The sequence below is a fragment of the Clostridium sp. JS66 genome (assembly GCF_033561535.1).
Classification (GTDB): Bacteria; Bacillota; Clostridia; order Clostridiales; family Clostridiaceae; genus Clostridium_AM; species Clostridium_AM carboxidivorans.
In genome coordinates this window covers 5,250,170-5,265,622 of the sequence record NZ_CP131467.1, presented here as the reverse complement: position 1 = coordinate 5,265,622, position 15,453 = coordinate 5,250,170, and the positions used below count along the sequence as shown (strand labels likewise).

The window sequence follows — 15,453 nt, the reverse complement described above, 5'->3', positions numbered from 1 at the left end:
GGAGGAAACTAAATTGATAAAAAAACTTAAAAAGTATATGTTAATACTTTTTTCCATGTTTATATTAATAGCTTTTAATAGTAATGGAGTTTTAGCTGCTGGGGATAATGTTTTAGATATGGGAACTAGAACAATAACTGATACAAATAAAACTTGGACAATTACCTTTAATAACACTATAGATTTCAATTCTACAGAAGGTAACATACAAATAAAGGATCTTACTAGTGGTAATAATCTTTCAATAAATCCGGTACAGGGAGATAATGCAGCAATTGTTAAAGTTGGTGCTCCTTCCGGAGGTTATACAGTAGGACATACTTATCAAATAAGTTTAAATAAAAATATAAAATTAGCTAATGGAGGTTTGTTAGCGAGAAATATTACACTTAATTTTATAGTTGCATCAAAAGGTACTAGTGAATGTACTATATCTGCAAATGTCATGGTATCACCAGCTATTAGTATTTTTAAACAAGTAACTATAACTTCTACAAACTTGCCAAATGCAAAAAAATATAAAGTTGAGGGTAACAATAATTTAGTTGATATAGGTAAATCTATGTTTTCCGTAATAGGTAAAAATACTGTTAAAGTTTATATATGTGATTCCACAGGAAACGTACTTGGAACAGCAGATATGGATGTTTCAAGTACTAAAAGTAATATGAGTTTAAACTTGCAGCAGTAAAGATATATGATAGGTAAAGTTTATTTGAAAGTTGATAGTTAAAGATGATTTTTGTAATTCATTAAACAAAAAAACAGTTGTAGGTTAGAATAAAAATTCTTGCCTACTATTTTTTATTGATTTGTAAATATAGTAATGCTATAAAGAAATAACTATATATTAACGATAATAAATAAGTAGTACTTAAAAGGAGGAAGAAAAATTGAAAAAGATTATGAAAAGGGTCGTTTTAGTTTTGTCTTTTGTGATGATCTGTTATGTTTCTTATGGTGCTTTAAGTGTTTCAGCAGCAGAAGATTTTAATGATATGGGAAATAGAGCTATAAGTGATGTAAACAAAGTTTGGACATTAAAATTTAGAACGCCAGTAGATATTAGTTCCTTAAATAATAGCATTAGAGTTGAAGATCTTACAGATGGAAGTGCTGTTAGCGTAAGTATTTCAGCAGGAGAGGATGAGAACTCAGCAAAGGTTAATCCACCTTCTGTAGGTTATAAAGTGGCACATAGTTATAAGTTAACTATAGATAAAAATGTTAAATCTAAAAAGGGAGAAAATTTGCCAAGATCTGCTGTGTTGGAATTTAATTTAACATCTAAGGATAATAATAATTATAATGTTTTATCAAATGTTGAGGTTGCATCGGGTTTTTCCATGATAAAAAAAATAACTATAGTTGATACAAATTTGCCTTCTGTTTCTAAATGTAAAATTGAAGGTAGCAACAATTTTTTTGATGTTGGAAAAACTGTAGGTTTATTTACAGCACAAAATACTGTAAAAGTTTATTTATATGATAATAAGGAGAATTTACTTGGAACTTCTATATTAAATGTAGACTCTACACAAAATAACATTAATATAAAGGTAACATTAGCAAACTAAAAATAAAAATTAATTTATATGATTTGGAGTGAATGGTATGAGATTAAATCATAATTCAGCATCGCTAAATGTGTATACAACTTATTCAAAATCGTTAAAGGATCAAAGTGTTGCGTTAGGGAGAATATCTTCAGGATACAAGGTAAATAATGCTAAGGATAGTCCTAATGGTATTGCTGATAGTGAAAGAATTAGGATGCAAATTAGAGGGCTTCAAGCAGCATCAAAAAACTCTCAAGATGGTATTAGTATGCTTCAAACAGCTGAGAGTGGATTAGATAATATGGGTTCAATAATTCAAAGAGTAAGGGAACTTGTAATACAATCTGGAAGCGCAAATACTCCACAAGACAGACAAATTATGCAAAATGAAATTGATCAGATGATAGATGGGATGGATAACATATCTAATAATACTGAATTTAATGGAAATAAGCTTTTGAGTCAGGAGAAAGATTTAGAAATGGTTGTTGGTGCTAATGTAGGAGAGAATATAATTATACCACAAAAAGATTTAACTTCTAATAATTTAAAAACTTTAGATGGCAAAAGTTTATCACAATTGAAATCTGGAGAATTATACAACATAACAGATGGTAATCACATTAATGATGCTTTAAATATTCTAGACGAGTCTTTGAATAGTATACTTTCTGTAAGAAGTCAGTATGGAGCACTAGAGAATAGATTTCAAGAAAGTTTTAGTGATGCAACCGAAATATCTGATAAGCTTGAGTCTGCAGATAGTGGGATTCGTGATGCTGATGTTGCAGAGGAAATGATTAATTATACCAAGTCAAGTATATTGGTTCAAGCAGGAAATGCTATGATGGTTCAAACAAATAAGTTACCACAAGATGCATTAAGGATACTTGAAAATGTACGAAGCAGATAGTACAAGAAACAGTACCAAATTTAGATGAAATTAAATTTGGTACTGTTTTTTTGTTAAAAACTGAGTATTAATGCTATTTATTTTGAAAATTTTACAAAATTAAACTTACATAAAGTTGTATTTAAAATCATATAGTAAAACATACCTTGATATTGTATAATAATAAGGACAAAATAGTATTATTTAAATTAAATTTTTAAATTTTAGGATAAATGATAAAAAACATTAATGTGTTTTTAAATGGAATTAAAACATTATGCTAAAAATAATAAAAAAATTACAAGAAATTTTTAAAAAATTAACATTTTTTTTTAATTTTATGGTAAAATAGTTTATATTGAGTTGGTTTTAATGTAAAATAAAATTATATTAAAATTATAGGAAGTTTGCAGAAATTTATATGAAAATGGGGGATTGAAGTTGAACATAGGGAGTATTTCTAAGGATCAGGAAGTTTATAATTTGATAAAAAAAGGGCTAGATGCTTCCACAGAAAGAAGTAAGGCAATATCTGATAATATTGCCAACATAAATACAAAAGGATATAAAAGAAAATATGTAACTTTTGAAGAATCTTTGCAAAGCAATATGGATGATTTAGATTTGAAAACTACAGATGATAAACATATTAAGTTACAAGAAAATTATGGAGAAATAAATACAAAGACAGATAACTCTACTAGCATGAATGAAGATGGAAATAATGTGGATATAGAAAACGAAAAAACTAATCAGGCTGCAAATACACTTATGTATATGGCTTTATTAAATCAGGCTAATAATAGATTAACTTCAGAAAGATATGTTATCAGTGGAAAATAATTTTAATAGCTAAGAAAGGAGAATTTTTATGATTAAAGCATTTAATAACTTAAGGATAAGTGCCAGTGGACTTTCAGCAGAAAGACTTAGGATGGATACGATAGCTTCTAATATAGCTAATGTAGATACTACTAGAGGTGCTAATGGACAACCTTATAGAAGAAAAATTGCGGTTTTTCAAGAAAATTTAAATACTCAACTAAATAAGCAGAATGGACAGTATGAACAAACTCCTCTTGGAGTAAAAGCTGTTGGAATTGTGGATGATCAGTCTCCGCTTAGAAGAGTTTATGATCCATCTAATCCTGATGCGGATGCTCAAGGATATGTATCTAAACCTAATGTAAATGTACTAAATGAAATGGCAGATATGATGGTAGCTACAAGAGCTTATGAAGCTAATATAGATGCTATTAGTTCTGAAAAGACTATGTTTTCAAAAGCTCTAGAAATTGGAAGGTAGGGTAAATTATTATGAGAATAAATGAATTTGTTCCTGATAGTAAAATTTTTCAGGGAATTGGAATTGCCAATAATGATAAAAACGGAAATACAGAAAACCAATCAATTGGATTTGGAGAATTTTTAAAAGGAAAATTGGATGAAGTAAATGCTCAGCAAATAAAATCAGAAAATACTACTGAAAGCTTTATAAAAGGTGATGAAACAAATATACATAAAGTTATGTTGGATACTGAAGAAGCAAAGATGTCATTAGAACTTGCAGTCCAGATTAGGAATAAGTTCGTGGAGGCCTATCAGGAATTAAATAGGACACAGTTATAGTAGGTAAGGAGTGCTAAGTTAATGGGTAAGCTATCACAAATTTTTAAAAATTTAATAGAAAAATGGAAGGGCTTGAGTAAAAAAAAGAAGATAGCTTTTGGAATAATTTTCACAGCAGTTATAGGTGCTTTAATATATCTAGGCATATACTTTGGTTCAACAAAATATGATGTTTTATTTTCTAATATGAGTTCTACAGATTCTGCAGCAGTTTATAAACAACTGCAAGCTGATAAGGTTGATGCAAAAGTTCAAGGCAATTCTATATTAGTACCTAAGGGTCAAGTTGATAAATTAAGAATGCAGATGTTGTCAGAAGTTAATATGACTAATGGAAGCCAAGGGTTTGAACTTTTAGATAAAACAAAATTAGGATCTACAGATGCGGAAATGAAAATAAATTATCAAAGAGCACTTCAAGGAGAGCTAGAGAGAACCATAAAAGGTCTTCCAGAAATACAAAATGCTAGAGTAAGTCTCGTACTTCCAGATGATACACAATTTGTTAAAGACACTCAGCCAGGAAGTGCTTCTGTAACTTTGCAGATGAAACAAGGACAAAAGTTAAATTCTGATCAAGTAAAAGCTTTAGTGGCTTTAATATCAGGAAGTGTTAAGAATGTACCTAAGGAAAATGTACAAATAATTGATGATAAGTTAACTTTACTTTCAAAAGATCTTTTTAATGATAAAAAGGATATAACTACTGATTCTACCACTTCGGCAGAAAAGCAACAGGAGCTACAACAGCAATATGAAAAAGAATTAGAAAAGAAACTTTCCAATATGCTGGAAGCTGTGTATGGTAAGGATAAGGTTAAAGTTAAAGTTAATGCTGATTTGGATTTCGATGCTGTACAGCAGGATTCCACTACATATGATCCCAAAAGTGTTGTAGTAAGCGAACATAATGTAAAAGATACATCTACAGGTGGACAAGGAACTGCAGCATCAAGTAGTCCTGTAGACAATAATATGAGTAATACTACAACTACTAATACTGGAAATGGTTCATCAACACATGATGAAAGTACTAAAAATTATGATGTATCAGAAGTAAAACAAAAAACTATAAAGGCACCAGGTGCAGTTAAAAGATTAACAGCATCAGTAGCTTTAGATGGAAATGTAGATCCTACTACTAAAACTTCTATAAGTAATCTGGCAGTATCAGCTATAGGTTATGATGCTAAAAGAGGAGATACTATAAATGTAGAGGGTATTCCTTTTGATACTACATTAAAGGATCAAGCTAAAAAAGATTTGGATGCTATGAGTAAAGCAGCTGATCAAGCTAAGAAAACTAAAACTTATATAATGTTTGGAATTTTAGCAGCAGTAATTCTTGGTGCAGCAGTAGCTCTATTCTTATGGAGAAGAAAGAAAAGAGAAGAGGAAGAGGATTTATTTGATGATGAAACTGGCGGAATTGATGTAATTGTAGGAGATGAAATGGAACCTACAAAACAACAATTTAAATTTAAGCCTGTAGATTTTGAAGAAGAAAATGAACAAACACATATGGAAAATGAAATAAAGAATTATGCAAAGGAAAAGCCAGAGCAAGTTGCAGATATTGTAAAATCATGGCTAGCAGAAGATGAGAGGTGATAAAATTTGGCTAAAGAAAATGAAAAGTTAACAGGTGTTCAAAAAGCAGCCATATTATTTATAACCCTTGGTCCAGAGGCTTCTGCAGGAATAATTAAGAAATTACCAGAGTCGGAAATACAAAAAATAACCTATGAAATAGCTAATATAGCATCAGTTAAGTCCGAACAGAAACAGGATATACTTGCAGAGTTTATAGAAATGAATAAGGCTAAAGATTACCTGACTGAAGGTGGAATGGATTATGCTAAAAACCTTTTATCCAAAGCGTTAGGTAGTCAAAGGGCTATGGAAATATTGGACAAGGTTACAGAAGCTACACAGCAATTTAGGCCTTTTGCAATAGCTAGAAAGGCAGATGCTCATCAACTTTTAAATATAATAACTAATGAGCATCCGCAAACTATTGCTCTTATACTATGTTATCTTCAATCAGATAAATCAGGGCAAATACTATCTGCATTGCCAGAAGATGTACAAGCAGAGGTTGCTTATAGAATAGCTACAATGAGTAATACATCTCCAGTAGTGGTAAAGGAAATTGAAAAAGTTTTGGATGGTAAGTTATCTTCAGTAGTTAAATCTGATATGAAGGTAATTGGTGGAGTTCAAACTATAGTAGATATACTTAACCAAGTTGATAGAACTACAGAGAAAAATATTACTGAAGGTCTTGAGAAAGAAGATGCTGAATTGGCAGAAAAAGTTAAAGAGTCTATGTTTGTATTTGAAGACATTATTACTCTTGATGATGTTTCTATCCAAAGAGTTCTTAGAGAAGTTGAAAATAAAGAACTTGGATTGGCACTTAAGGGTTGTTCAGAGGAAGTTGCAGATGCTATTTTTAGAAATCAATCTAAGAGGGCAGCAGCTGCTTTAAAAGAAGATATAGAATTCCTTGGACCAGTAAGACTTATGGATGTGGAAAAAGCTCAGCAGAGAATTGTAAGCATTATAAGAAGATTAGACGAAGCTGGAGAGATAGTAATATCAAGAGGTGGAGAAGATGCAATCATCGTATAGGATTATTAAAAATACCAGCGTAGATGAAGAAGGCTTAAAAAAAATAGTAACAGAGTTTGAAACAAAAGAAGAAGTTGAACAAAGAAATTTGGCAGAAACTAATGCTAAAACATTTATAGATAGTTATGAAAATTTGGCTAGAACTATGTTGGAAAATGCTAGAAAACAAAGCGAGGATCTACTTTCAAATGCTTTTATAGAAGCAGAAAGGTTAGAAAAAGAAGCTTACGAGAAAGGCTATAATGAAGGAATAAAAAAGGGATATGATGATGGATTTAATAAGTCTTATGAAGATGGTTACAAAAAAAATTTAGAAAAAGCTCAAGCAGAAGGACAATTGATAAAGAATAATGCTGATAATATATTAAGGACTTGTAAAGAAGAAAAAGATATATATTTAAAAGAAAAAGAACAAGAAATAAGAAATTTGATAGTAAATTGTGTAGAAGCTGTTTTAAAGAGAGAAACTAAAGAAAAAACAGCATTAAATGATGTAATCTTCGAGGCTTTATCCACAGTAAAAAATACCAAAACTTTCATAATAAAAAGTAATGAAATCTATTGTGAAGAGTTAAAAAATAAAGTAGAATTATGGAAAGAGCAACTTCCATTTAGAGGCGATATTTTCATTATTCCAGATAAAGATGTAGAAATTGGCAAAGCCATTATTGAAAGAGAAAATGGGAAAATTGTGGTTGATGTGAGTATAGCTATGGAAAAGATAAAAGAAATAGTGCTTAAAGACCAGTAGGTGGGTGTTTTTATGATTGATATAAACTTTAATTCCTTGAACAAAAAATTGGAAGAAACGGATTTTAATTATTCAGAGGGAATTGTAAGTAAGGTTATAGGACTTACAATAGAGGTAGAAGGAATAAAGTCATTTGTTGGTGAAGTTTGCACAATATATAATGAAAAAAACCGTCCTGTTACTTGTGAGGTTGTTGGCTTTAGAGAAAAAAATGTTATATTAATGCCTTTAGGAGAGTTGATAGGGATTGCACCTGGATGTAGAGTTGTACCTGAAGGAATACCTTTAAGTGTGAAATGTTCAGATGAACTTTTTGGAAAAGTTTTAGATGGACTTGGACAACCTTTAGATGGAGAAGAGATAGGTATAGGAACTGTATATCCCCTAGATACTGAACCACCTGATCCTTTAAAAAGAAGAAGAATAAAGGATGTTATACCTACGGGAATTCGTGCTATTGATGGCTTTATAACTTGTGGGGAAGGACAAAGAATTGGTATTTTTGCAGGTAGTGGTGTAGGAAAAAGTACAACTCTTGGTATGATTGCAAGGTATGCAGAAGCTGATGTCAATGTAATTGCTCTTATAGGTGAAAGAGGAAGAGAAGTTAAAGACTTTATAGAAAAAGACTTAGGTGAAGAAGGTATGAAAAAATCTATAATTGTATGTGCAACTTCGGACAAGCCTGCTTTAGTAAGACTTAAAGGCGCTTTTACTGCTACAGCCATTGCAGAGTATTTCAGGGATAGAGGTAACAAAGTAATACTTATGATGGATTCTGTAACCAGATTTGCTATGGCGCAAAGAGAAATAGGACTTGCTATAGGAGAGCCACCAGCAACAAAGGGATATACACCTTCTGTTTTTGCAATGCTTCCTAGACTTATGGAGAGAGCAGGAATGTCAGATAAGGGTTCAATTACTGCTTTTTATACAGTACTAGTAGATGGTGACGATTTCAATGAACCTATAGCAGATGCTGTAAGAGGTATATTAGATGGGCATATTGTGCTATCTCGTGCTTTAGCTGCTAAAAACCATTATCCGGCTATAGATATACTCAGTAGTATAAGTAGACTTATGTCTGAAGTGGCAGAGGATGAGCATAAAAAAGCAGCATCCTTTGCTAGAGACCTTCTTGCAACTTATAAGAATTCTGAGGATTTGATAAATATTGGAGCTTATGTAAAAGGTAGTAATAAAAAAGTAGATACTTCAATTCAGTATTATGATGACATAATAGGCTACTTAAAACAGGGGATGAAAGAACATACAACCTTTTCAGAAAGTGTAGAAAGTTTAAAAAATATTTTTCAATAAAGGCTAAGGGGGGATTTTATGAGTAAGTACAATTTTAGATTACAAAAGCTTTTAGATATCAGGCTGGATAAGGAAGAAGAAAGTAAAAGAAATTTTACTGAAGCTCAAAATGAGAAATTAAAAGTTGAGTCAAAATTAGAAGAGCTTAATGCAAACTATGAAAAGTATAGGAATATTCACAGCAGTGAATCAGCTATAAAACGTAGAATAACTCATATATATTTAAATGCGATAAACTATAGTATTAATGAAGCTTCAGAAGAGCTTAAACAAAAGGAAAAAGTTTTAGAAGATAAAAGGTATGACTTAAAGCAAAAGCAGATTGACAGAAAGACAGTCGAAATACTTAAAGAAAAGGGTGAAACAGCATTTTTAAGAGAGCAAAATCTTATAGAGCAGAGAAACAATGATGAATTTGCACTATATGGATTTATAAGAAATCATGAAAGGAGGTGAAAAAAATGAATACAAGTATGAATGTTTTGAGTGTGGTAAGCAATACTAATAGCGCTAGTAATAACGTTAATTACAAAAGTGATACTTCAAATGGCAATAACACATTTAATGATGTCTTATCTAAAACAAATTCAGTAAGACAGGATACTCAAACTTCCAATAAAAATGATAAGTCTCAGGATTTAAAAGATTCTAAATTTGAAATTTCTGAGGAAACTAAAAGTGCTTTAAAGGAAGCAGGTTTGTCTGATAAAGATATAGAAAATATTAAGTCACCAGATGATTTGAAAAATGTTATAGTAGAAAAAATACTAAACAAAGATTCAAATAGTAAAATAGATTCAGATAAGTTACTAATGCTTTTAGCATCCCTTTTAAAAATAGATACCAAAGATTTGCAAAATTTAAAAGAAAGTACTATATCTGACATAAAAGATGCTGTAAATTCTGCTATTAAAGCAATAGGAAATGAAGGTAAAAATCTTACTGGAGATAAGCTTTCACAAATTTTAAATTCTGTTGGAGATAAATTTAAGGAAGCTTTGGATAAAAATCTTTCAAAAGTGCAAGATCCAACAGTAAAATTACTTTTAACAAAGGAAGTAATGTCTCAAGTAGAAAAAGAAGTAATACCACAAATAACCGAAAATTTAAGTAAAACTAGCGTGTCTACAGCTTCACAAGATATTGTAAGTAAACTTCAACAAGAGCTAAAAGCTGCTTTAAATGCAAGCTTAAATGGTGTAAATTCGCAAAAAAATGTAAATAAGAACAGTGAAATTAATACTTCAGATTTTAAAGAAACTTATAAAGAAATTTCAAATGATAAAAATGCTTATCAAACATCTGTTAGCAGTAAGGAGCAAAATCAAAACACTGATGAAAATTATTCTTCTTCAAATAAGGAAGCATCAAAAGAAGATAACTTTTTAAAATCTCTTACTAGTGATGGAAACAAAGAAGATAAAATTTCAAAAGCTACAAATTTTATGACTCAATTTAATAATATAAATAAAAATATTAAAGTAGAAGATGTAGCTGACATGGTAATAAACAAAAATAATATGGCTAATGATGTAATAAAAACTATAAAATACATGGAAACTAATAATATAAAGAATTTAACAGTAAAAATTGCACCGAAGGAATTGGGTGAAGTTATTATAAAGCTTACTATGGAAGGCGGAGTTATGAAAGCATCCATTGGTGCTTCAAATAAGGAAGCCTTTAACATATTAAATTCAAATATGTCAGATATGACACAAAAACTTCAAAATAATGATACAAAAATTAATAGTCTTTCTTTAAATATTTATAATGAAGATACTACTTTCTTTAAAGATGGTTCAAATCAAGGCAATAATGGAAATGGTAAAAACCATAAAAAGTCTAAGAGTATAAGTGGTATAGAAGAAATAGCAAATGAAGTAGAAGATCAAAATGAAATAGACAGCAATTTAAATATTTTAGCATAGTAAAGGCTTAATTTTTTAAAAGTTAGGAGGTAAAGTTATGGCTGGAGTAAATACTGCTACAAATTCTAGTGATGTTAATAAAGCTAGTGATAGTAATGCTACTAAAACTTCAAAAGGCACTAGAATAGTAAAAAAAGGTCAGGATATGGATAAAAATGCATTTTTTAAAATATTGGCTGCAGAATTATCAAATCAGGACCCTTCAAATGCTAAAGATGGTACTGAATATGTATCACAAATGGCACAGTTTTCAAGCTTGGAACAAATGGTTAATTTAAACACTACTATGAAGCTTACAGGAGCTAATAATTTAATAGGTAAAACTGTAAATTTAAATAAACTTGATCCAAATGGTAAGTTTTATACTGGATTAGTAACAAGTGTAGTCAAAAGTGGAGATACTGTACAGTTAAATGTATTAGTAGGAAAAACAAAGGATAAAGACGGAAACGAAGTTCCTGACATCGAAAAATTTGATATTGAAAATGTGACTGAAATAGATGATGCAGGTAGTATAAATAATTATACAAACACTATAAACAACACTAATGAATTTTTAGGGGCATCAGCTTTAATAGGTAAAACAGTAGAACTAAGCGAAAAAGATAGTAATAGTAAAAATTATGTTGGAGTAGTAAAAGCAGTATCAAGAGCTGATGGTGGAATAAAGGTAACTGTAGATATAGGAAATAATCAAACAAAAGATTTTCAGTATGATGAAATAACTGATGTAAAGTCAAGCTAGCTTTTAGGAAGAGTGATATTATGGGATATAGAGTTATTAATGGTAAGCTTTGTCTAATTCAGGATTTTCAAAGTTATAACAGCAGCAATAAAAAAGTTAAAGAAAATAGTAATACTTCTTTTAAAGATTTATTAAATAACAAAATAGACAATAAGGAAAGCTTTGTTATATCCAATCACGCAGCTGAAAGGCTTAAGGAAAGAAACATAAATTTTGATGAAAATGATATGAAAAATATAAATGAAGGTATTAATAAGGCAGAACAAAAAGGAAGCAAGGAAACTCTAATTCTTTATAAGGATACAGCTCTTATAACTTCAATAAAAAATAGAACTATTATTACAGCAATGGCTAAGGAAAATAGTAAAAACAATGTTTTTACAAATATTGATAGTGTAGTTATATTATAAAGGCAGGACCTTAATAAGGATGTCTAACTTTGTGGAATGACTGAAGCAAAGTAAAATAAATAAATTTAGGAGGTAGAAATTTATGTTACCATCCATGTTCTCAGGAATAAGTGGATTAAAAGTTAATCAAAGAAAATTAGATGTAATAGGTAATAATATAGCAAATTCAAGTACTACAGCGTATAAAGGCCAAAGAGCAAGATTTGAAGATATGGTAAGCCAGAATATGGCAGCAGCTACAGGAGCAAGTTCAAAGTTAGGTGGTACTAATCCAAGACAGGTTGGTCTTGGCGTTCAATTGGCAGGCATAGATACTTCTACTTCTCAAGGAAGTATGCAGCCAACTTCAAATCCTCTTGATGCAGCAATAGATGGAGAGGGATATTTTATTGTAGGAACAGGTGCTGTACCTGATGGTGATACTAGTGGAGCAGCAGCGGCTGCACCAGGTACGATTACTGTTACTGATGATGCAAACCATGCTATGTCAGGTACTGGAGTTACTGCCAGTTTTACAAGAGATGGTTCATTTACATTAGATACCCAAGGAAGTTTGTTAACATCTGATGGATTAAGAGTATATGGATATGCAAACAATAATGTTACTATAAATTATGCTGATGGTAAAGCAAATCCTAAAGTCCCATTTACAGGTACGTATACTCCAGATTCTACTACAGGGCAAACAGTTACAGAAATCAAAGGTGATGTATTAGTTCCATTAGTTATACCAGAGTCTTTGACAGATGATAGTGGTGCTAGTCATAGAATAAAGTCATATTCTATAGGATCAGATGGAACAATTACTGCTACATTAGATACTGGTACAGCAGTTCTTGGGCAAATAGCTATGGCTTCTTTTAAAAATCCTGCTGGACTTTCAAAGCTAGGTAAAAATCTATATCAAACATCACCAAATTCAGGAGATCCAGTTGTAAGAAGTTTTTTGGGTTCAACTAATGATAATAGTGCAGGTTATGGAGATGTGCGTCAAGGAATGCTTGAAATGTCAAATGTAGATTTAGCAGAAGAATTCACTAATATGATAATAGCTAACAGAGCTTTTCAAGCTAATGGAAAAATAATAACTACTGGAGATGAAATATTACAAGATTTAGTTAATTTGAAGAGATAGCTTTTATTTAGTTGAGAATGGATAATTGAGAGTTGAGAGTTTAATAATAATTTAGAATAAAAAAATCATTAACTCTCAACTTTCCACTTTCAACTCTCAATTTAAAAGAGGAGGTTTTATATGATAAAGCTTACAGGACTTGATAATAAACCTTTTGTTGTTAATGCCGATCAAATAGAAAAACTAGATCAAATACCAGAAAGTGTCATAACATTAGTTAATGGTAGGAAATACTTGGTTAAAGAATCTAATGATGAGATTATTGAAAAGGTTATTCAATATAAAAGAAAAATATTTTTAGGTGATGTGAAACAACCTTCTGAAAAAATATTCTAATTTACGTAGGTAGTTAAACTAGGCTTCACTTCACGTTTATTGGTTAACATTATAAATTTTAAAAGTTGACTAATATGTAGCGAAAAGGAGAAAGTAAAATGGAAAACAAAACAGAAAAAAAAGGTGGAAACAAGATAAAACTTATAGCAATAGGATTAGTAGCATTAATAATTGTAGGTGCAGGTGGATACTTTGGATACGCTAAGTTTGCAAAGGATAAAGGAACACAAAAATCAGTAACACCAGCAGTTCAAACAACACAAACAACAGCACAGGCAAAGACAACACAAAATCAAAGTTATTTAGAGCAAATAGTTTCAGAAAAAAATATAGGACTAGATGAATGTTTGGTTAATTTGGCAGATGAAGATGGGAAAAGATATGTAAAGACTAAGATTTTTGTGGGATATGATAAAAATTCAAGTTTGGAAACTGAACTAACAGAGAAAAAGCCATTAATAAGAGATGCAGTTATAAGTGTACTTAGAAGCAAAAAAGCGGCTGAAATAACACCAAAAAATATGGATAGTCTAAAAATGGAACTTATTCAAAAAATAAATCCTTTGCTTAAAAAAGGTCAGATTAACAATGTTTACTTTAGTGATCTTTTGGTTCAATAGGTTTTGTAAAGTTTTAAAGAATGGAGAATTATATGGATTTACAATTTTGGGTAATGCTTTTTAAAATAATAATATGTTTACCTTTTGTGCTTATACTTATATACATATCTGCTAAATTTGGAGGGAATAAGCTCCAAAATATTCAAAATGGAAAATATATAAAAATTTTAGAAAGAACACCTATATCAAAAGAAAATTCTCTATTGGTGGTTAAGATTGGAGATAAAGGTTATGTATTGTCGTCTACTGTAGGTAAGATAAGTATAATTTCAGAGCTTAATAAAGATGAAATTTCAAATATAGAAGCCTCAAAAACTATACCTCAGTATGCTGATTTTAAGGATTTTTATAGAAAACTTAAATTTAAAAAGGAAGATAAAGATGAATAAAAACAGAAGTAAAGTTATAATAAGTGCTTTAGTTTTAGGATTTATATTTTTGATATTTGCTGCATCTAAGGTTTATGCAGCTCCAGAGGCTTTTCCTATACCAAAGGTAAATATTTCAGTAGATAATGCAAGTACCCCTCAACAGTATGTTGGAAATATAAAATTGCTTATAATGCTTACAATTCTTACAATTTTACCTTCTTTTGTTATGATGATGACAAGCTTTGTAAGAATTATAGTAGTATTTGGATTTTTAAGAGGCGCTATGGGAACACAGCAAGCTCCTCCAAATCAAATATTAATAGGACTAGCACTATTTTTAACAGTATTTATTATGCAGCCAGTTTACAGTAAAGTTAATAATAATGCTATTCAACCATATATGCAGAATAAAATAACACAGGAACAAGCTATAGATGAAGGGGCAAAACCTTTAAGAGAATTTATGCTTAAATATACTTACAAGAAAGACTTTCAACTATTTATAGATACAGCAAAGGTAAATTATAAGGTTACAAAAGATAATGCACCACTTTATGTAGTAGTACCTGCTTTTATGATAAGTGAGCTTAAAACTGCTTTTCAAATAGGATTTATGATCTATATACCATTTATGATAATAGATTTAGTTGTAGCTAGTATTCTTATGTCAATGGGTATGCTTATGCTTCCTCCAGTTATGGTATCGCTGCCTTTTAAGCTATTACTATTTGTAATGGTAGATGGGTGGTATTTGTTGGTAAAATCTTTGGTTTCGAGTTTTTCGTGAGGTGAGCTAAATGAGTGAAAATATGGTAATAGGTATTATAAAGGATGCAATACAGACAGGACTTATAGTATCAGCACCTATTTTAATAATTTCAATAATAGTAGGACTTATTATAAGTATATTTCAGGCTACTACTCAGATACAGGAACAAACATTGACTTTTGTACCAAAGCTTATTGCAGTAGCAGTAGTTGGACTTCTTACAGGAAGCTGGATGCTTCATCAATTAATTAATTTTACAGAAAGAATATTTACATATATAGCACATATTACACAATAAAATTAAAAGTTATTTATAGTAAAGAATCTCAGTTAAAAATGTTGGGAGGAGAT

The 15,453-nt window shown here is 30.3% G+C and carries 20 protein-coding genes; all 20 read left to right on the top strand.

Features of this window, described 5'->3' with window-relative positions; genetic code table 11:
- Positions 1-13 precede the first annotated feature (13 nt).
- The 20 genes from Q6H37_RS24425 (at position 14) to fliQ (ending at position 15,400) form a co-directional block, all read left to right on the top strand.
- Positions 14-691, top strand: a complete 678-nt coding sequence (locus tag Q6H37_RS24425; protein ID WP_318737283.1) for a hydrolase — start codon at positions 14-16, stop codon at positions 689-691.
- A 202-nt stretch (positions 692-893) separates the two neighbouring features.
- Positions 894-1,577: an Ig-like domain-containing protein gene (locus Q6H37_RS24420; RefSeq protein ID WP_318737282.1), complete on the top strand. Its 684-nt coding sequence runs from the start codon at positions 894-896 to the stop codon at positions 1,575-1,577.
- 37 nt (positions 1,578-1,614) lie between these two features.
- On the top strand, positions 1,615-2,472 hold the full coding sequence (locus Q6H37_RS24415) for a flagellin (RefSeq protein ID WP_318737281.1): 858 nt from the start codon (positions 1,615-1,617) through the stop codon (positions 2,470-2,472).
- Between the two features lie 420 nt (positions 2,473-2,892).
- A complete protein-coding gene (flgB, locus tag Q6H37_RS24410; RefSeq protein ID WP_318737279.1) occupies positions 2,893-3,294 on the top strand; it encodes a flagellar basal body rod protein FlgB in 402 nt (133 codons plus the stop codon).
- Between the two features lie 28 nt (positions 3,295-3,322).
- Entirely contained in the window at positions 3,323-3,757 is a 435-nt protein-coding gene (flgC, locus tag Q6H37_RS24405) for a flagellar basal body rod protein FlgC (protein ID WP_318737278.1), read from the top strand.
- An 11-nt stretch (positions 3,758-3,768) separates the two neighbouring features.
- The gene (gene fliE / locus Q6H37_RS24400; protein ID WP_318737277.1) at positions 3,769-4,080 is read left to right on the top strand and encodes a flagellar hook-basal body complex protein FliE; all 312 of its coding nucleotides are present in this window, start codon (positions 3,769-3,771) and stop codon (positions 4,078-4,080) included.
- 21 nt (positions 4,081-4,101) lie between these two features.
- Positions 4,102-5,691 (top strand): flagellar basal-body MS-ring/collar protein FliF, encoded by a 1,590-nt coding sequence (gene fliF / locus Q6H37_RS24395; RefSeq protein ID WP_318737276.1) that lies wholly within the window; start codon positions 4,102-4,104, stop codon positions 5,689-5,691.
- A gap of 6 nt (positions 5,692-5,697) precedes the next feature.
- Positions 5,698-6,714 (top strand): flagellar motor switch protein FliG, encoded by a 1,017-nt coding sequence (fliG, locus tag Q6H37_RS24390; RefSeq protein WP_318737274.1) that lies wholly within the window; start codon positions 5,698-5,700, stop codon positions 6,712-6,714.
- Positions 6,698-7,465 (top strand): flagellar assembly protein FliH, encoded by a 768-nt coding sequence (locus Q6H37_RS24385; protein WP_318737272.1) that lies wholly within the window; start codon positions 6,698-6,700, stop codon positions 7,463-7,465. Before fliG ends, Q6H37_RS24385 begins: the two co-directional genes overlap by 17 nt.
- A 12-nt stretch (positions 7,466-7,477) precedes the next feature.
- Positions 7,478-8,785: a flagellar protein export ATPase FliI gene (gene fliI / locus Q6H37_RS24380; RefSeq protein ID WP_318737271.1), complete on the top strand. Its 1,308-nt coding sequence runs from the start codon at positions 7,478-7,480 to the stop codon at positions 8,783-8,785.
- A gap of 18 nt (positions 8,786-8,803) precedes the next feature.
- On the top strand, positions 8,804-9,241 hold the full coding sequence (gene fliJ / locus Q6H37_RS24375) for a flagellar export protein FliJ (RefSeq protein ID WP_318737270.1): 438 nt from the start codon (positions 8,804-8,806) through the stop codon (positions 9,239-9,241).
- A 5-nt stretch (positions 9,242-9,246) separates the two neighbouring features.
- On the top strand, positions 9,247-10,716 hold the full coding sequence (locus Q6H37_RS24370; RefSeq protein WP_318737268.1) for a flagellar hook-length control protein FliK: 1,470 nt from the start codon (positions 9,247-9,249) through the stop codon (positions 10,714-10,716).
- A gap of 37 nt (positions 10,717-10,753) precedes the next feature.
- On the top strand, positions 10,754-11,461 hold the full coding sequence (locus tag Q6H37_RS24365) for a flagellar hook assembly protein FlgD (RefSeq protein WP_318737266.1): 708 nt from the start codon (positions 10,754-10,756) through the stop codon (positions 11,459-11,461).
- 20 nt (positions 11,462-11,481) lie between these two features.
- Positions 11,482-11,871 (top strand): TIGR02530 family flagellar biosynthesis protein, encoded by a 390-nt coding sequence (locus Q6H37_RS24360; protein ID WP_318737265.1) that lies wholly within the window; start codon positions 11,482-11,484, stop codon positions 11,869-11,871.
- Positions 11,872-11,953: 82 nt separating this feature from the next.
- A complete protein-coding gene (locus Q6H37_RS24355) occupies positions 11,954-13,006 on the top strand; it encodes a flagellar hook-basal body complex protein (protein ID WP_318737264.1) in 1,053 nt (350 codons plus the stop codon).
- Between the two features lie 120 nt (positions 13,007-13,126).
- The gene (locus Q6H37_RS24350) at positions 13,127-13,342 is read left to right on the top strand and encodes a flagellar FlbD family protein (protein ID WP_318737263.1); all 216 of its coding nucleotides are present in this window, start codon (positions 13,127-13,129) and stop codon (positions 13,340-13,342) included.
- Positions 13,343-13,440: 98 nt separating this feature from the next.
- Positions 13,441-13,962, top strand: coding sequence for a flagellar basal body-associated protein FliL (gene fliL, locus Q6H37_RS24345; RefSeq protein ID WP_318737261.1), 522 nt, complete (start codon positions 13,441-13,443; stop codon positions 13,960-13,962).
- A gap of 32 nt (positions 13,963-13,994) precedes the next feature.
- On the top strand, positions 13,995-14,351 hold the full coding sequence (fliO, locus tag Q6H37_RS24340; RefSeq protein WP_318737260.1) for a flagellar biosynthetic protein FliO: 357 nt from the start codon (positions 13,995-13,997) through the stop codon (positions 14,349-14,351).
- Positions 14,344-15,120 carry a flagellar type III secretion system pore protein FliP gene (fliP, locus tag Q6H37_RS24335; protein ID WP_318737258.1) on the top strand — a complete coding sequence of 259 codons (777 nt, stop codon included), beginning with the start codon at positions 14,344-14,346 and terminating at the stop codon, positions 15,118-15,120. The genes fliO and fliP overlap by 8 nt, the downstream gene beginning before the upstream one ends.
- A 10-nt stretch (positions 15,121-15,130) precedes the next feature.
- Entirely contained in the window at positions 15,131-15,400 is a 270-nt protein-coding gene (fliQ, locus tag Q6H37_RS24330; protein WP_318737256.1) for a flagellar biosynthesis protein FliQ, read from the top strand.
- The last annotated feature ends 53 nt before the right edge of the window (positions 15,401-15,453 follow it).